Source organism: Streptomyces sp. NPDC049040 (assembly GCF_043197715.1).
Taxonomy (GTDB): Bacteria; Actinomycetota; Actinomycetes; order Streptomycetales; family Streptomycetaceae; genus Actinacidiphila.
The window spans coordinates 46,381-67,555 of the sequence record NZ_JBICTO010000023.1 but is presented as its reverse complement, the minus strand read 5'-3'; the positions used below and the strand labels follow the sequence as shown (position 1 = coordinate 67,555).

Genomic DNA, 21,175 nt, shown 5'->3' with positions numbered 1-21,175 from the left:
GCCCCTGGGGCACCCCCGCCCGCCCTGCGGCGGGCTCCCCCCGCGCGGGGGGGGCCCGGCCCCCCCCCCCGCCCGGGGGCGGCGGGGGCCGCGTTTGGGCCCCCCCGCCCGGGTCGGGGCTCAGCGCGTCAGACCTTGCGCCACCGGGCGTTCGCGAAGGAGAAGACGCCGAAGGCGATCAGGCCGATGGCGATGAGGACCAGCAGCCAGGGCCCGACCGGCGTGCCCGTGAAGGAGCGGAGCGTGTCGTCCATGCCCTTGGACTTGCCGGGCGTGTGTTGTACGGCCGCCGCGACGGCGAACCCGCCTGCTGTGGCGAAGACGATGCCCCGCGCCGTCCCGCCGAACACGCCGAGGGCGTCGACCGCCTGGCGCACCCGCGGCGACATCTCGGACATCTTCAGGTGCTTGCGGAATTTGTGCATGATGGCGCGTGCGGCGATCCACAGGCCCGCGCACACCACCGCGACGCCGGCGATCGCGACGATCCACTGGCCACCCGGCCAGTCCAGCACTTTCGCCGTCACGTCGTCGGTCTTCTTGTCGGTCGAGCCGCTGCCGCTGCCCTTGTCGCCGGCCGCGTAGGCGAGCGCCGAGTACGACACGAACCCGTAGAACACGAAGCGCCCGGCGGATATGGCGCGCTTGCCCGGCTTGTCGCCGTCGGGCCCCGCCTGCCCGATGATCGCCTGCGACAACCGCCACACCGCCATGCCGGCCAGGGCGATGCCCAGCAGCCACAGCATGGCGCCGCCGAACGGCTTGTGCGCGATCTCCGCCAGGGCGCCGCCCCGGTCGGCCTGCTGGCCGCCGCTGTCGGCGAACGCGATGCGGATCGCCAGCACGCCGATCAGGACGTAGATCACCCCGCGGGCCACGAAGCCGGCGCGACCGCAGACCTCGACCACTTTGCTGTCGGCCACGCGTCCGGCGGTGCGTCGCCCTGTCGATTGCGCTGTTTGGGTCTTCACACGGTCTCGACTGCCCCCGGGAGCGCTGATGACGCACCCCGCACCGGTGCTGACGCCCCGCCTGATCCGCGGGAACGCGCGGTCGCGGCGGGCGCGGCGCGTAGTCCGCCCGGGTGGCATGGGTGGCCGAAGTGCGGGTAGGCGGGCGTGCCGGTACCTCCGCCCCCCGGCGGGGTGCTTTCGTCTGGCTGTCCGGAACACCCAGGGAGGAACGTGTGGCAGGAAGCGCCGAGCAGCGTCGCGCACCGCTGGACGTACGACTGCTCGAGGGGCAGAAGGCCCTGGTGACCGGTGCGAACTCCGGTATCGGCAAGGCGACCGCGATCGCGCTGGGCCGGGCCGGGGCCGACGTCGTGGTCAACTACGTCGCGGGCGCGCAGGAGGCCGAGGAAGTCGTCGCCCGGATCACCGGCTTCGGAGTCCGCGCGTACGCGCACGAGGCCGATGTGTCCGACGAGGACCAGGTCGTCGCGATGGTGGCGCGGATGGTGGAGGAATTCGGCACCATCGACATCATGGTGGCCAATGCGGGCCTCCAGCGGGACGCCGCCGTGACCGAGATGACGCTCGCGCAGTGGCAGAAGGTCATCGACGTGAACCTCACCGGCCAGTTCCTGTGCGCGCGCGAGGCCGCCAAGGAATTCGTGCGCCGCGGAGTGGTGCCCGAGGTCTCCCGGTCGGCCGGAAAGATCATCTGCATGAGCTCGGTCCACCAGATCGTCCCCTGGGCGGGCCACGTCAACTACGCCTCCTCCAAGGGCGGTGTCGGCATGCTGATGCAGACCCTCGCCCAGGAACTCGCCCCGCACCGGATCCGGGTGAACGCCATCGGCCCCGGTGCGATCCGCACCCCCATCAACAGGTCTGCCTGGGACACCCCGCAGGCCGAGGCCGAACTCCTCGAACTGATCCCCTACGGCCGGGTGGGCGACCCGGAGGACGTCGCCGACGCCGTGGTGGCGATGGCCTCCGACCTCCTCGACTACGTCATCGGCTGCACCCTCTACGTCGACGGCGGGATGACGCTCTTCCCCGGCTTCGCCACCGGGGGCTGAGCGCCGATGGACGAACCCGCCGCCCCCCGCCGGGTGGTGATCGTGGGCGGCGGGTTCGCCGGGCTCTTCGCCGCCCGCGCGCTGCGCCGGTCGCCCGTCACCGTGACGGTGGTCGACCGCTGCGCCCACCACCTCTTCCAGCCGCTGCTCTACCAATGCGCCGCGGGCATCCTGTCCGAGGGCCAGATCGCCCGACCGCTGCGGGTCGTGCTGCGCCGCCACCGCAATGTGCGGTGCGTGCTCGCCGAGGCGACCGACGTGGACGTCGCGGCCCGGATCGTGCGCGCCCGAAGGCCGGAAGGCAGCGAACTCGAACTGCCCTACGACGACCTGATCGTCGCCGTCGGCATGCGCCAGTCCTACTTCGGGCACGACGAGTTCGCCGCCCACGCCCCGGGGATGAAGACCCTCGACGACGCGCTGGAGATCCGCCACCGGCTCTACCGGGCCTTCGAGATGGCGGAGACCGCGCGAGACCCCGAGGAGAAGCGGCAGTGGCTCACCTTCGCCCTGGTCGGCGGTGGCCCGACAGGTGTGGAACTGGCCGGGCAGATCAGGGAGATCGCGCGCCGCACGCTGGAGCGGGAGTTCAGCACCATCGACCCCGGCACGGCAAGGGTGCTGCTCTTCGAGGGGTCCGACGAGGTGCTGGGTACCTTCGGCGCCTCCCTGGCCGCACGCGCGGCCAGGACCCTGCGCGGCCTCGGCGTGGAACTGCACCTCGGCACGCGGGTCACCGACGTCGACGCCAGGGGTCTGGCCGTACGGGACCGGGAGGGCGTGACCACCCGCTTCGACGCGCGCACCGTGCTGTGGACGGCGGGGGTCGAGGCGCCGCCCCTCGCCGCCGCGCTGGCCCGCGCGACCGGCGCCGCCCAGGACCGGGCCGGTCGCATCGCCGTGGAACCCGACCTGACCCTGCGCGGCCATCCGGAGATCCGGGTGGTGGGCGACGTGATGGGCCTCGACCGGCTGCCGGGGCTGGCCGAGGTGGCGATGCAGACCGGTGCCTACGCGGGGCGGGCGCTGCGGCACTCCGCGGCGGGCAGGACCGCACCCGCCAAGCCCTTCAGGTACTTCGACATGGGCAGCGCCGCCTACATCTGCCGCGGCCGGGCGGTCGTCAGGGCGGGCCGCCTGCACCTGTCGGGCGTGCCCGGCTGGCTCACCTGGCTTTTCATCCACGTCGCCTTCCTGACCGGATTCCGCAGCAGGCTGGGCGCGGTGCTCAGCTGGGCCGTCGTCTTCGCCTCCGGCGCGCGCCGCGAGCGCGCCTTCACCTCGCCCTTCGCGCAGGCCCGGATGCCGCCGCCGGAGGCCGGCGGGTGACCGGAAGCGGCGGGCCGGCCGTCAGCCGCCGGCGCGCAGGGCGGCGAACACCAGGTCGACGATCGCAGGCGCGGGGAGCTCGGCGTCGACGGTGAGGCCGGGCTCGTCGGGCCGCAGCGGCTCGAGCGCGGTGTACTGGGACTCCACCAGCGCCGCGGGCATGAAGTGGCCCCGGCGCTCCGCCACCCGCCGGCGAGCCGCGGCCTCGCCGATCGCCAGGTGGAGCATCCACACCCCCCGCCCCGCGCGGCGGAACCGCTCGCGGTATTCGTACCGCAGCGCCGAGCAGGCCAGCACCCCGCCGGTGCCGGACTCCGTCGCCTGCCGGATCCAGCCGACAAGGGACAGCAGCCAGGGGGCGCGGTCCTTCTCGTCGAGCGGCCGGCCGGCGGCCATCTTGGACCTGTTCCCGGCCGGGTGCAGATCGTCCGCCTCCACGAAGGGCACCCCGAGCCGCCCGGCGAGCAGCCTCCCCACGGTCGACTTCCCCGACCCCGAGACGCCCATCAGGACCACGACCGCGGGCACGGCGGTCACAGGACCCCGCCGGGGCCGCGGTCGCGGAAGCAGCCGTACGCGCCGCACGGCCCCTCCGGGTCACAGCAGTCCATCGGCGCCTCCGGGTCACGCGGCACTGGCCCCCCGACCCCTCCACCATCGGACTGGCCCCCCGGCCCCGCCACATGCGCCGGACGCAGGACCGGACCGGCCTATCTCATCGCCCAGCGGATCGCCCGGGTCAGCCCGCGGCCGGCCAGCCGCACGCCGGTCTCCTCCACCAGGGGCAGGTAGGGCACGCCCAGCGGCACCCGGGTCCACAGCGGGAGCAGGGCGACCGCGTTGGCGGCGAGCACCGCGTACGCGGGCCTGGCCGTCCACGGCAGCGGCGGGTCGAGCAGCAGGAAGCGGGCGGCGTCGCGGGCCTGCGGGGTCGGCCGCAGCTCCGGGCGGTAGGCGTCGAGCAGCGCGGCGAGTTCCGCCTGGTCGCGCGGCGGGTTTTTGACGCCGAGCGCGGTCGCCACCCGGGCGGTGTCGGCGACGTACCCGTCGTATCCGTCGTCGTCCAGCGGCCGGGCGCCGTACCGCCGGTGCGCCCGCAGGAAACTGTCCACCTCGGCCGCGTGCACCCAGCCCAGCAGACGCGGATCCGAGGCGCGGTACGGCTCGCCGTCCGGAGTGGTGCCCGACACCCGGGCGTGGATCTCCCGCACGTGCATGACAGCCCGCTCCGCGTCTCCCGCGGTCCCGAACGTCGTCACGGCGAGGAAGGTGCTGGTCCGCTGCAGCCGGCCCCAGGGGTCGCCGCGGTAGCCGGAGTGGGCGGCGACGGCCGCCATGGCGAGCGGGTGCAGCGACTGCAGCAGCAGCGCCCGCAGGCCGCCCACGAACATCGAGGCGTCGCCGTGCACCGCGCGGATCGGCCGGTCGGGCCCGAACCAGCGGGGCCCGGCCGCGCCGTGGATGCGGGCCCTGGCCGCCGGGCCGTCCGGCCCGGCCACCCGCGCGAACAGCTCCGCTCCCACCCGGCGCCGCAGGGCGCCGAGGCCTGGTATCTCCGGGTGACCCGCCACACTGCCAGGGTACGGCCGGGTGCCGGGCGGACCCGCTCCGGCCCGGGTGCGGGAGCCGTCCCCTCGCGGCAGGATGGGCAGCGGAGTCCACTGCCCACGTCCGGAAGGCCTGCCCCCATGCCCTTCAGCCATCGCAAGGACCTCGGCCTGCTCGTACTGCGCCTGGGGACCGCCGGGGTGCTGCTCACCCACGGTTCGCAGAAGCTCCTCGGCTGGTTCGGCGGGGGAGGCCTGGAAGGCACCGCCGCGTCCATGGAGAGCATGGGCTTCACCCCGGGCCGCGAGAGCGCCATCGCCGCCGCGGCCGGCGAGACCGGCGGCGGCGCGCTGCTGGCGCTGGGGCTCGCCACCCCGGTGGCGGGTGCGGCGGCCGCGGGCGCCATGGCGGGCGCGGTGGCGGTGCACGCGCCCGCCGGGTTCTTCGCGCACGCGGGCGGCATCGAGTACCCGGCCTTCCTCGGCTTCGTCGCGGCCGCGCTCGGCCTGGCGGGCCCTGGCCACTACTCGGTCGACCGGCTCACCGGGAACTGCCTCAACCGCCCGGGCACCGTGCTGCTGGCCTTCGCCGTCAGCGCCGCGGCGGCCACCGTCGTGGTCAACCGCCGGGTGGCGACGCTCGCGGCAGCGGCCGAGGCGGAATCGCGCGCCGAGGCGCCCGGCCTGTCCTCCGTGTAGCCACCGGCCGCCCCCGGTCCCCGCGCAGGACCGCGGGGAGAAACCGGCCCGACGTCCCGACACCCCGGCGTCCCGACGGCGACGTCAAGGATCCCGCGCACCGGCGTCCGGGCCGCGGAAAGGCAGTGGCTCCGCGTCGCCCGCACCGGGAGCGGGGTCGGCGACCGGCAACCCGGCGTGGGCCATCCGAGGGCATGCGGGCCCGGCGCGCCTGCCCCGGGCGGGCGCCGGGTGAGAATCCGCTGATGGACACCACGCAGAAAGTCGCCGTCGTCACCGGCGGTTCGCGGGGCATCGGTGCGGCCCTGGTCACCGCCTACCGCGAACTCGGGTACGCCGTCACCGCGACCGCCCGCTCCATCGAGGCGTCCCCCGACCCCGGGGTGCTGGCCGTGCCGGGCGACGTGGCGGAACCCGGCGTCGGCGCGCGGGTGATCGAGGCGGCCATGGAACGCTTCGGGCGTATCGACACCCTGGTCAACGGCGCCGGGATCTTCGTCTCCAAGCCGTTCACCGACTACACGGACGCCGACTTCACCGCGATGACCGGGGTGAACCTGCGCGGCTTCTTCGAGGTCTCGCGCGCCGCGATCACCGCGATGCTCTCCCGGGACGGCGGCGGCCACGTCGTGAACATCTCCACCAGCATGGCCGGCCACGCCGACGCGCGGGTGCACGCGGCGCTCGCGTCCATGACCAAGGGCGGCCTCGAGGCGGTCACCAGATCGCTGGCGATCGAGTACGCCACCCGCGGCATCCGGGTGAACACCGTCGCGCTCGGCGTCATCAGGACCCCGATGCACCCGACCGATCCCGGCGGCGTCCAGGCCGCGCTCCACCCGGTCCACCGGATGGGCGAGGTCGAGGACGTCGTCAGGGCCGTCCGCTACCTGGAGCAGGCCCCCTTCGTCACCGGCGAGATCTCCCACGTCGACGGCGGCCAGAGCGCGGGCCACTGACCGCGTACGGCGTGCCGGAGCGGCCGTCCGAGTGCGGCCTCCCTGACGTGTGCCTAGGGTTGGGCGGGGGGAGCGAGCCGTCGAGCACGGGAGACGCGAACCATGGACATGAAACTCGAGGTCGTCGTGGTGCCGGTGTCCGACGTCGACCGGGCAAAGGGCTTCTACACGGCGCTCGGCTGGCGCCTCGACGCGGACGTCGCCTCCGGCGACGACTTCCGCGTCGTGCAGCTGACCCCGCCGGGCTCGCCCGCGTCGATCATCATCGGCACGTCGGTGACGGCGCAGAAGCCCGGTTCGGCCCAGGGCCTGCATCTGATCGTCGATGACATCGGCGCCGCCCGCGCGGAGCTGGAGCGGCTCGGCGCGGAGCCGAGCGAGGTCTTCCATGACTCCGGCGGCGTCTTCCACCACGCCGGGACCGACGCCCGGGTGACGGGGCCCGACCCGCAGAACACCAGTTACGGTTCGTTCCTGTCGTTCGAGGACCCGGACGGCAACGGGTGGCTCCTGCAGGAGATCACCGCCCGGCTGCCCGGCCGTATCGACTCCTCGGCCACCACCTTCGCCTCGGCCGACGATCTGGCGGCCGCGATGCGGCGCGCCGAGGCGGCGCACGGCGAGCACGAGGCGCGCACCGGCGCGGCCGACCCGGACTGGCCCTCCTGGTACGCGCGGTACATGGTCAGCGAGCAGAGCGGCGCCGAACTGCCCTCCTGAGCCGGCCCGTTCCGGTCGGCCCGTTCCGTTCGGCCCGTCCAGGCCGGCCCGGAAGGGGCGGTCACTTCCGCGCGGCCGGGCCGCCCGCGTGCCCGGCGGCGTGGCGCAGCGACCGCCAGGCCACCACCGCCCAGGCGGCGGCGAGCACCCCGTAGAGGACGACGGCGGGCCAGCCGAAGAGCTGCGAGCCGGTGCGGGAGGCGAGGGCGGAGGTGCCGGTGACGCACGCGCCGAGCGGGAAGATGAAGGACCACCAGGTGGGTGCGAAGGGCAGCCCCGTCCTGAACTCCCTTACGGTCAGCGCCGCGGCCAGCACCAGCCACAGCATGGCGAACCCCCACACCCCGACCCCGCCGAGCAGCGCGAGGGCCGACGCGCCGTGCGCGTAGGTCGCGGGCAGCGCGCCCGGCGCCGCGGTGGCGAGCACGCCGAGCGCCGTCACCGCCTGGCCCAGCGCCCCGAGCCCGATCCACACCGTGGGCACCACGGCGCCGCTGGGCGCGTCATGGTGCACCAGGCGGCTGTAGACCATGGCCAGCACCAGCAGCACCGCCACCATGCCGAGGCCGAGCATCGCGTAGCAGCCCAGCAGCAGCGCCTGCCGCGGCTGGCCGGCGGCCGCGTGCGGGACGAGCAGCGCGCCCGTGGCGGCCGAGACCAGCGGCGGCACCACCGGCATCAGCCAGCCGCCGAAGGCGGCGTCCGGTCCGAAGCGGTGCCGGGTGACCATGAGGTACGGCACCGCGCACGCCGTGCAGAGGCCGAGCAGGGTACCGACCGACCACAGCGCCCAGTCCACGTCCAGCGCCGCCCGCGCCCCGATCACCCGCCGGCCCAGCAGCAGCGTCCCGGCGCCCACCGTGAGCAGCGCCATCGGCGGCGCCCCGAGGAACTGTGCGAGCGCGGGGTCGGCGGCGTGCAGCCGCAGCCCCCGCTGCCGCAGGTACCCGGCGGCCAGGACGAGCAGCAGCAGCGCGGCACCCGCCCAGACGACCGTGGCGGCGTCCCGCAGGCCGGGGAAGCCGTGCGGCAAGGTGACGGCGGCGTTGGCGACGATGCCTGTTCCCATGACGGCGGCGAACCAGCTGGGCCCCATCCGCGCCCGCCCCGCCCGTCTCGCGGCGGTCGCCGGCCGGGGACCGCCGGCGCCGGTGGGCCCGGGGCCTGGACCGTCACCGGCGGGCAGGGTGCGGCTGCTGGTCAGGTCGGGTGTCACGGGGTGGAACGCCTACTCTCGTCGTCCTGGATGGACCGCAGGGAACCGGCCGCCGGCAGGTCCGGCGCGCGACAGGGCGCGCGGCCTGACGCGGCGGATCGCTGGTCGCGGGCGGGGCCGGCCGGTTCCCGGCCGACGGCGTTTCGAGGCTAGGCGGGCTGCGCGGTCCTGCGGCACGGGGAGATGGGCCGCAACACCCTCACATCAGGACATGGAGCCGGTGTCCGTGGCACCTTCTGCCGTATCCGCCGTATCCGCCGTATCCGCCGTATCCGCCGTATCCGCCGCACCGGCGGCGCGCAGGCCCGCGCGGAAGGCTCCCGGGGTGGCACCCACGTGCCGCACGAAGACCCTGCGCAGCGACTCGGCCGAGCCGAACCCGGTACGGCGCGCGACCACCGCGAGCGGATCGTCCCCCGTCTCCAGCACGGCCTGGGCGGCCTCCAGCCGGGCACGCTCCACGTAGCGGGCCGGCGTGGTCGCCAGCTCGTCGCGGAAGAGCCGGGTCACCTGCCGCGTACTGACACCGGCCCTGCGGGCCATGGCCGCCACCGTGTGGTTGCCGCCCGGATCCTCCACGACGGCGTCCAGTACCCGGCGCAGCATCTCCTGCCGGGTGTGGGGCGCGCTGCCGCGGACGCTGAACTGCGACTGCCCGCCGGGGCGCTGCATGAAGACGACCATGTCCTTGGCGACGGCGCGGGCGACGCCGGACCCGTGGTGTTCCTCGACGAGGGCCAGCGCGAGGTCGATCCCGGAACTCACGCCCGCGGAGGTCATCATCCGGCGATCCCGCACGAACAGCGCCTCCGGTTCGACCCGCACCGCGGGATACCGCAGGGCCAGCTGCCCGGTGAAGCGCCAGTGCGTCGTCGCCCGATGGCCGTCCAGGAGTCCCGCGGCGGCGAGCAGGAAGGCACCGGTGCAGACCGAGGCGGTGCGGCGGGCCCGGCGGTCGAGGCCGCGCACCGCTGCCAGCAGCCCGTCGTCCTTGACCATGGCCTCCCACCCGGGGCCGCCGGGGATCACCACCACGTCGCTGGTCCCTTCGAGGTCCGCGGCGGCCAGGTCCGCGCCCAGCCGGACGCCCCCGGCGGCCGTCACCTCGCCGCCGTCCGGCGAGACCAGCCGCAGCCGGTAGCGTCCGCCGAAGTCGTTCGCCGAGGTGAAGACCTCGATGGGCCCGGTCACGTCCAGCAGCCGCACACCGGGATGGAGGAGGACCGTCACATCGAGCGGTCCCCTTCGCGCGGGTCCGGGGATCACCTGACGATCCCGTGCCCCGGCCGGCCCGGCCGCGCGTTCCCCTGTGCCCGCGGCCGTGCGTCCGGCTGTGGGCGCGGTGGTGCCTGCGGTGCCCGCGGGGGCGCCGCCGCGCCGTGCGGGAAACCGGCGCGCAGTACCGCGGCGGCCGCCGCTGCGGCCAGGACCACGATCGCGGCCAGCAGCAGGGCCCGGTGGTAGCCGTGGTGGAGCAGCGGTGCGACGGCCAGCGGGCCGAGGATCTGGCCGACGGAGTACCCGGCGGTCAGCAGCGCGACCGAGCGGGGGACCCGCAGCCGGGTTCCCGCGGTGAGGGCCAGGGTGCTGACGCCGATGAAGGTGCCGCCGAAGAGCACAGCGGAGGCGAGGGCGGCCGCGGTGCCGCCGGCCAGGGCGGGCAGGGCGATGCCGGCCGCCTGGACGACGAGCGCGGCGCACAGCAGGCCGGGAGCGGACCGGCGCTGCCCGAGCCGGGCCCACAGCGCCGAGGAGGGTACGGCCGCCAGGCCGACCAGCACCCAGGCGCCGCCGCCGATCCACCCCGGGGAGCTCTGCTCGATCGCGGCGACGAGGAAGGTGCCGGCCACGATGTAGCCGACGCCCTCCAGGGTGTAGGAGAGGGTCAGGACGCCGAACCTGCGCAGGTCGGGCGCCGGTGGCGGATCACCTGCCCCCGGATCGCGTCGGCCCGAACCGCGTCGGCCCGAACCGCGTCCGCCCGGACCGCGTCCGCCCGGACCGCCGATGCCAGGACCGCCCGCCACCGGGCCGGAGGTCTCCGCGGCCGACGGGGGAGCCGGCTCGGTCCGCAGGTGCCACGCGGCAAGGGTGAGGACAGCGGCGAGGGCGGCCGACGCCCACCAGGCGGCGCGCCAGTCTGCGGCCGACCGCAGCGCGAGCACCAGCAGGCCCGACAGGGCGATGCCGGCGCCCACCCCGCCGAAGGCCCAGCCGGCCAGGTGCGCGGGGTGGGCGCGGATCCGGCTGTGCAGGGCTCCCACGGCGCTGACGAAGATCAGGGCGCTGGCGACGCCGGCCAGGAGCCGCAGGGCGATCCACACCGGTGTGCTGTGCGTGGCAGGCATCGCGGCCAGCGTGCAGCTCAGCACGACCAGGCAGCCGCGCAGCAGGGCTGGCGAGCGGACCGCGGCGGGTGCCACGATGCCGGCCAGCGCGCCGAGCAGGTAGCCGGTGTAGTTGGCGGTGGCCAGGTGCGCGCCGTCGCTCGCGGACAGCCCCGCCTGCGCGTGCATCAGCGGGAGGATGGGGGTGAAGACGAAGCGGCCGACCCCCATACCGGCGGCAAGGGCCGCCGCGGTCCGTGCGACGTGCACCCAGGCGGACCGGGACGCGGCGCCGGCCGGGGGCGGTGCGGTGCGCGGTGTCTGCACGCTCAAGACGGAGTCCTTGCAGCTCATGCGGGTACAGGGGCGCTGTCATGGTCCGCCCGCCGCCGGCCCTCACGCCACGACCGGCTTCCTCCCTCGTGGGAGGTTCCGCCTCCCAGCGACGTAGCATGCGGGTGTGGAGCTGCGCCAACTACGCTATTTCGTCGCGGTGGCCGAGGAGCTGAACTTCGGCCGGGCCGCCGCGCGGCTCCTGATCGCGGGACCGTCGCTCTCCCAGCAGATCAAGGCGCTCGAACGCGATCTGGGCGTGCGGCTGTTCGACCGGGACCGCCGTTCCGTGGCCCTCACACCGGCCGGCGCCGACCTGCTCCCGTACACCCGCGCGCTGCTGGAGGAGGCCGACGGCCTGCAGCGGCGCGCCCTTCGTCTGTCCGGATCGGAACCGGTCAGGCTCGGCTACGTGAGCCGGCCCCCCGCGAACCTGGTCGCCGGCACGTCCGCCGTCGCCGAGGTCCACGTCGACGCGTGGGCCGCCCCCTCGCACACCCAGGCCGCCAGGGTCGCGGAAGGCAGCCTCGACCTCGCGGTCTGCTGGGTGCGGACCGAGGACCTGGACCGGCTCGGCCTGAGCGCGCGGCTGCTCGGCGCCGACCGGCTGTACGCCGTGTCCACCGGCAAGGACACCGGCGAGGTGGCCGCCGGGGACACCGCGGTCCTGCTGGACGACGACACCACGTCATGGTCGTCGTGGAACGCCTACGCGGCGGAGATGGCCCGCAGCACCGGTGCCCGCGCGCTGCGCGTCTCCGGCGGCGGCGTCACCGGCCCCGCGTTCTTCGACCACGTCCGCCGCTGCGGCCGGCCGGTCGTCAACTCGCCCAAGGGCCAGACCGACCCGCTGCCGTCCGACCTCGTCCAGCGCCCCGTCGTCGCGCCGCGGCTCCTGTGGACCTGGTCCCTGGTCCGGCGCCGCGACGAGGACCGCCCCGCGGTGCTGGCCGCCGTCGAGGCGCTGTGCGGCGCCGCCGCCGACCCGGGAGTCCACGACCCGGACGTCTGGCTGCCCGAGGGCGACCCGTACCGGATCTGACGCCGCGCCTGACCGGCCCACCGGATGAGGACCCGCCGTGTACCGATCGTCAACGATCAGCGTGACGCCGGACGTCGGCCCGTCGCGGGCTCAGCGGTGGGTCAGGCGCGCCACCAGGGAGTCGCGGATCTCACCGGCGCGGACGGCCGTCGTCGACAGCAGGGTCGAGGTCAGCCCGTGGGTGTGCTCCGTGCCGCCTTGGAGGTGGATGCCCGCCGCGACATCGGGGCCCACCGCCACCCGGTGGTCGCGGCCGACGGCCTCGGCGGCGCTCTGGCCCGCGCCGAGTACGACGGCCCGGCGGACGGGCGCGCCCGCGGCGGTCAGTTCGGCCACCCGGGGCACCGACTGGCTGTTGTGCCGGACGCGTTCCGACATTCGCCCCGGCATGCCGCTGCTGCGGGCCGAAGCGACCGCTCGGCCCGCAGCAGGGGTGTGGACGCGCGCCGACCGCGCGTCCGGGGGGAGGGTCGGGCTACCGGTACGTGATGTCCGACGCCTTGTAGTTGCAGTAGTGCCCGTCGGCGTCACTGCCGTTCTTCGGCGGCTCGGCTCCGGTGTTGTTCCCGATGTACTTCTGGCAGGGGACGATCTTCTTGCCCGAGTCGCCGACGATGGTGATGTTGCGCAGCGAGACGGTGTCGCCGTAGTTGGTGTTGATGCCGGCGATCGCGCTGCCCTTGTAGGTGGCCTCGATGCCGTTCAGCTCGATCGTGCGCTTGTACTGCGTCGAGCAGTTGCCGCACGACCGCACGAGCTTGCCGAAGTCCTGGACGGCGAAGTTGCTGACGACCAGCTTGCCGGCGCCGTTGAACTGGAGGACCTTGTCCGATGCCTTCCTGGCGCCGCCGCCGGTGACCGTGTAGACGTTCGACGACGAGGAGCCGCGGAAGGTGGCGGCGTCCTCGCCGACGTCCTCCCACCAGACGTTCTGCAGTGTGCAACTGCCCGCGCAGTGGACGCCGTCGGCCGCGGGGGAGCCGATGATGACGTTCTTGAGGGTGGCGCCGGGCGCCAGGTCGAAGATCGGGCCCTGGTCCTCGTCCTGGCCGCTGGTGCCGAGGTCGCCGGTGCCGTAGTAGCGCTTCATGGCGCCGTCGTAGCTGCCGGAGACCTGGATGGTGGAGCCGACCGCGGTGGTGCCACTAGCCGTCGGCCAGGTGGCGGCGGCTGCCGACGGCAGCATCGTCCCGGTGACGACGGCGGTGGTCGCGACCGCGGTGGCCGCGCTCAGACCGGTCAGCAGGCGGCGGCGTGCGGGCCGCCGCCTGACATGGCGGTCTTCCTCGTGCGATGTGCTGCGCAGGGGCATGGCGTTCTTCCTTCGTGGGGGGACTCGGTGGGGGGAATCTTGGGGACCGAGGCTTAGAAAGCGCTTGCTCTGATGCACTGTCACAGCGCTGTCGAAGCGCTACGGTGCCAAGACCGTAGGCCACCACCGCGGCCCCGGCAACCCTTCCCGCAAGAATCGCGCCACCCGGCGGCCGCCACCTCATCCACCTGCTTGTCGTGTCGTCAATCGCATCGTCACCGGGTGCCGGCGGGGAAGATCTCCGGTGCCGAAACGCAGTCGAAGCGCATCGACGACGAACACTCAACTGCCCCGCGACACAGCGGATTTCGGACAGCACGGCCTTACCTGTCGGGCGTGAGGACCACCGGAGCCCAACCGGGGCGCAAGTCCGCCGGTCAGTCGGACGAGCGAGCCACCAGCTGGGTGGGGTTGACGAAGCGCAGCGCGACGAGCAGCAGGACGGCCATCGTGCCGGTGTAGATCACCGCCATCGCGTCGATGGACTGGGTGCTGCGGATTCCGGCCGAATTCACCGCGGAGAACAGCGCCACGATGAGTGTCTGGCTGCCGGGGCCCGCGGTCAGGAAGGTGAGTTCGAACATGCCGAAGGTGCGCACCAGCACCAGGATTCCGGCGGCCAGGATGCCGGGCAGCATCAACGGCGCCAGGATGCGGGTCAGTACGGTCCAGGTGGAGGCCCCGCACATCCGGGCCGCCGACTCGATCTTCGGGTCGATCTGCTCGATGAACGGCGTCATCGTGAAGATCACGAAGGGGATGGACGGCACCAGGTTGGCGAGCACCACACCGGTGACGGACCCGGCCAGGTGGAATTTGTACAGCACGGTCGCCATGGGGATGCCGTAGGCGATCGGCGGCACCAGGATGGGCAGGACGAACAGGGTGGTCAGCAGGTGCTTCCCGGGGAAGTCCCGGCGGGCCAGGGCGTAGGAGGCCGGCACGGCCAGGACCAGCGACACCAGCACCACGAGGAAGGTCACCTCGACGGTGGTCCCCAGTACCTCGCCGAGGCCGAACTCCTTCCAGGCGTCGCTGTACCAGTGCCCCGTCCAGCCGGTCGGCAGCCAGCCGGCGAACCAGCTGCGGCCCAGCGAGTCGACCAGCACCGTGGCGATGACGCCGAGCAGGTTGACGAAGAAGAACACCAGCGCCGCCCAGGTCAGCCAGGCGCCCGGCTTCAGCGTGAGCCCGCGGCGCCCTCCGGCCGGGGCACCGATCGTCTGCGCACTCATCCCTTGCCTCCGGTGGATCCGCGGTAGAGCCGGGAGCGCAGCACGGTGACGGCGACGAGGACGACCAGCATCAGCGCGGTCATGATCATCGCGTCGGCACTGCCCTGCGCGTAGTCGAAACGCTCCAGGGCGGCCTGGTAGGCCTCGATGGAGATGACATGGGTGCTGCCGTTCGGATTGCCGACCATCATCGCCGAGGGGAAGACGGCGAATGCCATCACGAAGCTGAGGCAGAAGGTCGTCATCAGCCCCGGCAGCAGCAGCGGGAAGGTGACGTACCGGAAGCGCTGCCACCAGCCGGCGCCCAGGGTCGAGGCGGCCTTCTCCAGACTGGGGTGGATGCCGGAGAGGTAGGAGTGGGTCAGCAGGTAGGCGAACGGGAAGCCGCTGATGATCAGCGACAGCAGCACACCGGTGTAGTTCATGGTGAGCTGCACCGGCGAGTCGGCCAGCCCCAGCAGGTGCAGGGTGCGGTTGAACCAGCCCGCCGGTCCGTAGAACTCCAGGATGCCCTCGGCGGTGAGGACCGTGCCCAGCGTGATCGGCACCACCAGCAGCGCCAGCAGCAGTCGCTTGCCGCGGAAGTCCCGGCGCATCCGGTAGGAGATCGGCACCGAGACGCCCACGTTGATCAGCGATGCCGGAATGGCGAGCGAGAAGGTCGCCCACACTGATTTGCGGGAGAACGGATCGGCGAAGAACTGCCGGTAGGCCCCGAACACCCCGCCCTTGGCCGGCTGGAAGGACAGCTGGAGCCCGTAGAGGAAGGGATAGCAGAACAGCGCGATCACCGCGAGTGCGGCCGGCAGCGCCAGCAGCAGCGTCCGGTCCACACCGCGCTCGGCCAGCCGGTGGCGCAGCGCCGCCCCGGCCGGCGGGCCGGTCGCTGCGGAGGTGCTCATCGGGACACCGCTCATCGCGGCACCTCCGTACCGGGAGCGCCCGTCCCGCCGCGCGGCGGGAAGACCAGCGCGCGGTCGGCGTCCACGGCGACGGTGAAGGCGTCGCCCGGCCGCACCTCGCCGCGGGCGCGGAGGTGGATACGGTCCCCTTCGCGGGTGACCGCCTCCACGTGCAGCACCCGGCCGTGGTACTCGACCACTTCGGCGGTGGCTTCTGCGACCGGCTGATCTCCCTGTCCGGCGATCCGCACGTCCTCGGGCCGGACCGCGACGGTGACCGCCTCGCCCTCCCTCACCTGCGCATCCCCGACCACGGTCCCGGTGAGCCGCAGGCCGCCGCGGCGCACCAGCGCCTGCGACCCCTGAGCCGAGACCACGTCGAGCGTGAGCAGATTCCGGTAGCCCATGAAGGCGGCGACGTGCGGGTCGGCCGGGTGCTCGTAGAGCTCGGCCGGGGTGCCGATCTGGCTGACCCGGCCGGCATCGAGGACCACCAGACGGTCCGCCAGGGACAGCGCCTCCTCCTGGTCGTGCGTCACATAGACGGTGGTGAGCCCGAACTCCTGGTGGATGCGCCGGATCTCGCTGCGCATCTCGAGACGCAGCGCGGCGTCCAGGTTGGACAGCGGCTCGTCCATCAGCACCAGCGGCGGTTCCATGACGATCGCACGGGCGATGGCCACGCGCTGCTGCTGGCCGCCCGACAGCTGCCCGGGATGCTTGCGCCCCTGCTCGGCCAGCCGCACCAGGCGCAGCACCTCGTCGACCCGCCGGTCGGCCTCCGCCTTGGCGACACCGCGCATCTTCAGCCCGAAGGCCACGTTCGCCCGCACCGTCAGATGCGGGAAGAGCGCGTAGTTCTGGAAGACCATGCCGAAGCCGCGCTTCTCCGGCGGCACGGTGTCCACCCGCTTGCCGTCCAGCTCGATCTCGCCCGAGGTCAGCGGCAGCAGGCCCGCGAGGCAGTTCAGGGCGGTGGTCTTGCCGCAGCCTGAGGGGCCGAGCAGGGCGACGAACTCGCCGCCCCTGATGGTCAGGTCGAGGGGGTGCAGCGCGGTGTACGAGCCGTACGCCCGGCTCACCCCCCGCAGCCGCAACTCGACCAGCTGGGAGGCGGGGCGGTCCCCGGCGGCCGTCGACGCGGGCGCCTTCGCACCGCCCGCCGTGTCGGGCACGGTGCTCACTTGGTGGAGCCGATCTTCTTGTCCCACAGGTCGAATGCGGTGACCTGGGCGGTGGCCGGCAGCGAGTTCTTGATCGGATTGCCGGAGATCCAGCCGTCGAACTGCGGGTCGCCGTAGGTGGCGATGGCCTTCCGGGAGCTGTCGGGCGCCTGGCCCAGGGTGACGTCCTTGACCGCAGGGCCCGGGTAGAAGTAGCCCTGGTCGTAGGTCACTGCCTGCTGCTCCGGTGTGAGCATGAAGGCGATCAGCCGCAGGGCGGCGATCAGCTCGTCGTCCGACACGCCCTTGGGGATGATGCCGAACTGCGCGTCGCTGACCCAGGTGAGGTTGTCGAATTTGGCGACCTTCATGGACTTCGGCACGGTGCCGAGCGCGCGCGGGTTGATGTACCAGCCGGTGGTGCTGGCGATCATGTGGACGGTGCCCTGTGCCAGGGCGGTCATGGTGGCGGAGGTCTTGGTCGGGTAGTCCGCGGCGTACTTGTTGAGCTCCGTCAGGTAGGCCCACGTCTTGGACCAGCCGTCGGTCGGGTCGGTCGGGTCGGAGTCGCCCAGCAGGTACGGCAGGCCCATCAGGAACGTGCGGCCGGGACCGGAGTTGCGCGGCTGCGCGTACTGGAACCTCCCCGGGTTGGCCTTGGCCCAGTCCAGCAGCGCGTCCGTGGTGGTGGGCGGCGCGGGCAGCTTGGCCGGGTCGTATTCGAGCAGCGGCCCCGAGGGGTACCAGACCAGCTCCACCGCCTGGTCCTGGGCGAGCGCGGCCATGGAGGCAGCGGGCTGCTGGTAGTTGGCCATCAGACCGGGCAGGAAGCTGTCGTAGTACGGCTTGAGGTTGTACCACAGCCCCTTCTGGATCCCCGCCGACAGCCCGTCGGTGCCGCTGAGCACCAGCTGGATCTGGACGTTCCCGCCCTGCTGCTGCGCCTGCACCTTCGGCGCGAGCTCGGGCGCGGTGCCGGTGGAGGTGGTGACCTTGGAGACGATCTCGGGGTGCTTGGCCTTGAAGGCGTCGATGATCGGCTGGGTGAGGGCGAGATTCCCCGCGACGTCCAGGATGTTCAGCGTGACCGGCTTGGACGGGGCGGTGGCCAGCGAGCCGGCGGCCGCCTTGGTGGGGGAGGAGCCGCCGCCGTCGCCGGGCGCGCCGCAGGCGGCGAGCACGGGTCCTGCGGCGGCGGCGGTGGCGAGGGTGCCGAGTATCCGGCGGCGGGTCGGGTTCCCCGGTGCGCTGCGGGGAGTTCCTGTCGGGGCGGAGCCGGTGCGGGACATGGCTGATGTGGCCCTTCGGTCGCAGGGAGGTGGACGTGGGCGGTGGGGGAGGCGGCGGCGACCGCTCGTCAGGGCGTGCTCAGGCCCGGTCCTCCGGCGAGGTACGGGCCGTGCGGGCGCTGTGGTGACGGCATGTCGGCTCCCCTGCGGCTGGATGCCCTGGGCCGCGGCTGCGTGTCGGACACGCCGTGCCGCTCCCAAGACGGACCTGGCCATGCCGCATCATGCATGGCATCTGATATATGATGTGCGCAGACCGTAGACGCCCCCGGGTGGGTGGTCAAGAGGTTGCGCACCGGTTGGCCCCCGCACGCACCCGTGCCGTGGAACCCGCCCCGCAGTAATGTGCGTCGACGTCCGTGAAGGTACGGATGTGCGGCGACGGGGGACGGCACACGATGGACGGCAACGGCGGCCCCGGCAGACCCGGGCACGAAGCACCGTGGCGGGTACCGGGTTACACGGAGGAGCGCGAACTCGGCGCGGGCGCGTCCGGCCGGGTGGTATTGGCCCGCCACGACGCGACGGGGACCGCGGTCGCCGTCAAATACCTCTCGGGCGGCGTCGGCAGGGAAGAGGGCTTCCGGGAGGCCTTCCGCGGCGAGGCCCGGCTGCTGGGCGGGCTCGACTCGCCCTGGGTCGCCCGGTTCTACGAGTACGTCGAGGACGGCCCGGACGCGGCGATCGTGATGGAGCCGGTCGACGGCATCGCGCTGCGCACGCTGCTGCGCCAGGAGGGCGCGACGGACCCGGAACCCGCTCTCGCCGTGCTGAAGGGCTCGCTGCTGGGGCTGGCGGCCGCCCACGAGGCGGGTGTCGTGCACCGCGACTACAAGCCGGCGAACGTCATCGTCACCACCGAAGGCCGGTCCAAACTGGTGGACTTCGGCGTCGCGGTACGCAGCGGTGAGGCGGGCGGCGTCGCGGGCACACCGTCGTACATGGCGCCCGAGCAGTGGGCGGGCGGTCCCGCGACCCCGGCCACCGACGTCTACGCGGCGACGGCCACCTTCTACGAGTGCCTCACCGGCAGCAAGCCCTACCGCGGTGCGACCGCCATCGAGCTGGCCGTCCAGCACGCCGAGGCGCCCATCCCGAACGAGCAGGTGCCCGAGCCCGTACGCCCGCTGATCCGGCGCGGGTTGGCCAAGACCCCGCAGGAACGCCCGCAGAGCGCCACCGAGTTCGTGGCGGAGCTGGAGGCGGCCGCGACCGCCGGATACGGGGCCGGCTGGGAGGAGCGCGGGCAGCGCAAACTCGCCGCCCTGGTGGCCCTGCTGCCGTTGCTGTTGCCCTCCGCCGGCGCCCCTGCGTCCGGCACCACGGCGCTGGCGCGCACCGAATGGGGGCCGGGCGCCGCCGTGGCGGGCACGGCCGCGGGCGCCCTGCGGCGCTACGCGGCCGGCGCCGCACGGCGGCCCCGCACCGGCCGGCGCGCCAGGCTGCTGCTGGGCGCCGCCGTCGTCGCGGCGGTCTCCGCGGGACTCGCGGTGACGGCGGTGGCGACCGGCGGCGGTGGGCCGTCCGCGGACGACGCGGCCACCGTGCCCTCGGCGCTGACATCGCTGACGTCGGGGCCGCCCCCCGCGCCCGCGAGCGCGACCCCGGCACCGGCGTCGCCCTCGGCGTCCCCGTCCCTCTCCGGCACGCCGCCGACCGCCACCGGCACGGCCACGGCCACGGCCACCGCCACCACCGCCCCGTCCACCACGCCCCCGTCCCCCTCCGCCACGGCCACCGGCGCCACCGCCACTGCCACCGCCACGACGGCGACCACGAGCCCGACGACATCCGCGCCGCCGCAGCCGCTGCACGTGACGTCCGTTGCCGTGGCGCGGCTCGACTGCGACGGTACGGCCGGTGTCGTCGCGGCGGTCACCGTGCGGAGCAACGGGACCGCGGACGGAACCCTGACCCTGACCTGGTTCGACAGCCGTACCGCGAGCCGGCGGGGCGCGGTGACGGTGGCGACCGGGACGGCAAGGCTGCCCGCGGGCAAGACCTCCTTCACCGGCACCTATCCGCACGACTTCGGCGCCGACCGCTCCGCCTACTGGGGCCTCGCCGTGAGTACGGACCCGGCCGCCGACACCGGCGACGGCTCTTTCCTGACGGTCCCCGCCTGCGACCGCGCCGTCATCTCCTGACCTCCCGCCCCCGCGGCACCCCACCAGGGAAGGCGCCCATGCCCAAGCCCCACGACCCCCGCCTGGACTTCTCGGGCACGCCGTCCGAGAGCACCGTCCCGCTGGGGGCCACCGATCCCACCCAGGCCGCGGCCGCCACCGGTACGGCCGGCGATCTGACCGCGCCCCCGCCCGGACCCGGTTCCGGGCTGCGCCGGTTCGGACCCGGGGTGCCGGGGTCCGACACCACCGCCGCCTGGCACGGCACCCTGCGGCCCGGCGACGGGATGCCCCCCACCGGCGGGCGCGGGCGGCGCCGGGCGCTGCGCGGCTGGCTGCTGCCCGCCGCGGTGCTGCTCGGCGTGCTGGCCTATCTGCTCTGGCAGCGCTTCCCCGCCGCGGTGAGGGTCGACGCCGTGACGGTCCGGCAGATCCCGGGTGTGCAGGGGTGCCACAGTACGGTCAGGGTCGTCGGGACCCTGCGGACCAGCGGGGGCCCCGGCACGGTCCGCTACCGCTGGCGCCGCAGCGACGGGACGGTGTCGGACGAGTTGCGCCAGCACGTGGGCAGGGGCGGCCGCAGCACCGCGGTGACCTTGCTGTGGACCTTCGACGGCCCCGGCTCGCTCACCGCGACCGCGACGCTCGACGTGCTGGGCCCGCAGCAGCGCTCGGCAGCCACGACCTTCCGCTACCACTGCGCCGGCTGACGGCCGGGCGCGGACCGCGGTCCCGCCCCTGCGGCGAGGAGCCGAGGCGGCAGCGGGGGAGCGGCCGGTACGCCGCCCGGGACCGGCGCCGTTCGCCCCGGACATGAGAACCGGGGGGGGGGGGGGGGGGGGGGGGGGGGGGGGGGGGGGGGGCGCGGGGGGGGGGGGGGGGGGCCCCGGCGCGGGGGGGGGGGGCGGGGGCGGGGCGGGGGGCGGGGGGGGGGGGGCGGCGGGGGCGGC

The 21,175-nt window shown here is 74.2% G+C and carries 19 protein-coding genes and 1 pseudogene; 8 read left to right on the top strand and 12 right to left on the bottom strand.

From position 1 onward, the window contains the following. Positions 1-128 precede the first annotated feature (128 nt). Complete coding sequence (locus ACGFMP_RS33350) at positions 129-923, bottom strand: DUF1206 domain-containing protein (protein ID WP_393677286.1); 795 nt, start codon at positions 921-923, stop codon at positions 129-131. A 263-nt stretch (positions 924-1,186) separates the two neighbouring features. Between ACGFMP_RS33350 and ACGFMP_RS33345 the strand changes: the two genes are divergently transcribed. Both ACGFMP_RS33345 and ACGFMP_RS33340 read left to right on the top strand, forming a co-directional pair. Beyond that, entirely contained in the window at positions 1,187-2,026 is an 840-nt protein-coding gene (locus ACGFMP_RS33345; protein WP_393677285.1) for an SDR family oxidoreductase, read from the top strand. A 6-nt stretch (positions 2,027-2,032) separates the two neighbouring features. Beyond that, the gene (locus ACGFMP_RS33340) at positions 2,033-3,355 is read left to right on the top strand and encodes an NAD(P)/FAD-dependent oxidoreductase (RefSeq protein ID WP_393677283.1); all 1,323 of its coding nucleotides are present in this window, start codon (positions 2,033-2,035) and stop codon (positions 3,353-3,355) included. Between the two features lie 21 nt (positions 3,356-3,376). Here the strand turns inward: ACGFMP_RS33340 and ACGFMP_RS33335 are convergent, their stop codons facing one another. Then, positions 3,377-3,892, bottom strand: coding sequence for a gluconokinase (locus ACGFMP_RS33335; RefSeq protein WP_393677281.1), 516 nt, complete (start codon positions 3,890-3,892; stop codon positions 3,377-3,379). 173 nt (positions 3,893-4,065) lie between these two features. Next, positions 4,066-4,926 (bottom strand): oxygenase MpaB family protein, encoded by an 861-nt coding sequence (locus ACGFMP_RS33330; RefSeq protein WP_393677280.1) that lies wholly within the window; start codon positions 4,924-4,926, stop codon positions 4,066-4,068. A gap of 117 nt (positions 4,927-5,043) precedes the next feature. On the opposite strand from ACGFMP_RS33330, the gene ACGFMP_RS33325 reads away from it, so the two are divergent. From ACGFMP_RS33325 to ACGFMP_RS33315, 3 genes are all read left to right on the top strand, one after another. After that, positions 5,044-5,601, top strand: coding sequence for a DoxX family membrane protein (locus tag ACGFMP_RS33325; protein WP_393677278.1), 558 nt, complete (start codon positions 5,044-5,046; stop codon positions 5,599-5,601). A 245-nt stretch (positions 5,602-5,846) separates the two neighbouring features. Then, positions 5,847-6,560 (top strand): SDR family NAD(P)-dependent oxidoreductase, encoded by a 714-nt coding sequence (locus ACGFMP_RS33320; protein ID WP_393677277.1) that lies wholly within the window; start codon positions 5,847-5,849, stop codon positions 6,558-6,560. A gap of 102 nt (positions 6,561-6,662) precedes the next feature. Continuing rightward, on the top strand, positions 6,663-7,280 hold the full coding sequence (locus ACGFMP_RS33315) for a VOC family protein (protein WP_393677276.1): 618 nt from the start codon (positions 6,663-6,665) through the stop codon (positions 7,278-7,280). 61 nt (positions 7,281-7,341) lie between these two features. Here the strand turns inward: ACGFMP_RS33315 and ACGFMP_RS33310 are convergent, their stop codons facing one another. The 3 genes from ACGFMP_RS33310 to ACGFMP_RS33300 all read right to left on the bottom strand — a co-directional run bounded on the left by ACGFMP_RS33310 (position 7,342) and on the right by ACGFMP_RS33300 (position 11,156). After that, on the bottom strand, positions 7,342-8,376 hold the full coding sequence (locus tag ACGFMP_RS33310) for a TDT family transporter (protein ID WP_393677274.1): 1,035 nt from the start codon (positions 8,374-8,376) through the stop codon (positions 7,342-7,344). Between the two features lie 324 nt (positions 8,377-8,700). Then, complete coding sequence (locus ACGFMP_RS33305) at positions 8,701-9,726, bottom strand: GlxA family transcriptional regulator (RefSeq protein ID WP_393677273.1); 1,026 nt, start codon at positions 9,724-9,726, stop codon at positions 8,701-8,703. 32 nt (positions 9,727-9,758) lie between these two features. Then, positions 9,759-11,156 carry a YbfB/YjiJ family MFS transporter gene (locus tag ACGFMP_RS33300; protein ID WP_393677271.1) on the bottom strand — a complete coding sequence of 466 codons (1,398 nt, stop codon included), beginning with the start codon at positions 11,154-11,156 and terminating at the stop codon, positions 9,759-9,761. A gap of 127 nt (positions 11,157-11,283) precedes the next feature. Between ACGFMP_RS33300 and ACGFMP_RS33295 the strand changes: the two genes are divergently transcribed. Then, positions 11,284-12,198 carry a LysR family transcriptional regulator gene (locus tag ACGFMP_RS33295; protein ID WP_393677269.1) on the top strand — a complete coding sequence of 305 codons (915 nt, stop codon included), beginning with the start codon at positions 11,284-11,286 and terminating at the stop codon, positions 12,196-12,198. Between the two features lie 90 nt (positions 12,199-12,288). Here the strand turns inward: ACGFMP_RS33295 and ACGFMP_RS33290 are convergent. From ACGFMP_RS33290 to ACGFMP_RS33265, 6 genes and pseudogenes are all read right to left on the bottom strand, one after another. Next, positions 12,289-12,456 (bottom strand): annotated as a pseudogene (locus ACGFMP_RS33290) (L-lysine 6-monooxygenase); the annotation flags it as partial. 217 nt (positions 12,457-12,673) lie between these two features. Then, the gene (locus ACGFMP_RS33285; protein ID WP_393677268.1) at positions 12,674-13,510 is read right to left on the bottom strand and encodes a pectate lyase; all 837 of its coding nucleotides are present in this window, start codon (positions 13,508-13,510) and stop codon (positions 12,674-12,676) included. Positions 13,511-13,887: 377 nt separating this feature from the next. After that, positions 13,888-14,745, bottom strand: coding sequence for an ABC transporter permease (locus ACGFMP_RS33280; RefSeq protein ID WP_393677266.1), 858 nt, complete (start codon positions 14,743-14,745; stop codon positions 13,888-13,890). Then, positions 14,742-15,647 (bottom strand): ABC transporter permease, encoded by a 906-nt coding sequence (locus ACGFMP_RS33275; protein ID WP_393677265.1) that lies wholly within the window; start codon positions 15,645-15,647, stop codon positions 14,742-14,744. Before ACGFMP_RS33275 ends, ACGFMP_RS33280 begins: the two co-directional genes overlap by 4 nt. Positions 15,648-15,658: 11 nt before the next feature. Then, positions 15,659-16,831: an ABC transporter ATP-binding protein gene (locus tag ACGFMP_RS33270; protein WP_393677263.1), complete on the bottom strand. Its 1,173-nt coding sequence runs from the start codon at positions 16,829-16,831 to the stop codon at positions 15,659-15,661. Then, positions 16,828-18,099 carry an extracellular solute-binding protein gene (locus ACGFMP_RS33265; RefSeq protein WP_393677262.1) on the bottom strand — a complete coding sequence of 424 codons (1,272 nt, stop codon included), beginning with the start codon at positions 18,097-18,099 and terminating at the stop codon, positions 16,828-16,830. The genes ACGFMP_RS33270 and ACGFMP_RS33265 overlap by 4 nt, the downstream gene beginning before the upstream one ends. A 359-nt stretch (positions 18,100-18,458) precedes the next feature. On the opposite strand from ACGFMP_RS33265, the gene ACGFMP_RS33260 reads away from it, so the two are divergent. Together ACGFMP_RS33260 and ACGFMP_RS33255 are read left to right on the top strand one after the other, a co-directional pair. Further along, the gene (locus ACGFMP_RS33260; RefSeq protein ID WP_393677260.1) at positions 18,459-20,246 is read left to right on the top strand and encodes a serine/threonine-protein kinase; all 1,788 of its coding nucleotides are present in this window, start codon (positions 18,459-18,461) and stop codon (positions 20,244-20,246) included. A 38-nt stretch (positions 20,247-20,284) separates the two neighbouring features. Continuing rightward, positions 20,285-20,935, top strand: coding sequence for a hypothetical protein (locus ACGFMP_RS33255; protein ID WP_393677258.1), 651 nt, complete (start codon positions 20,285-20,287; stop codon positions 20,933-20,935). Positions 20,936-21,175: the final 240 nt, after the last annotated feature.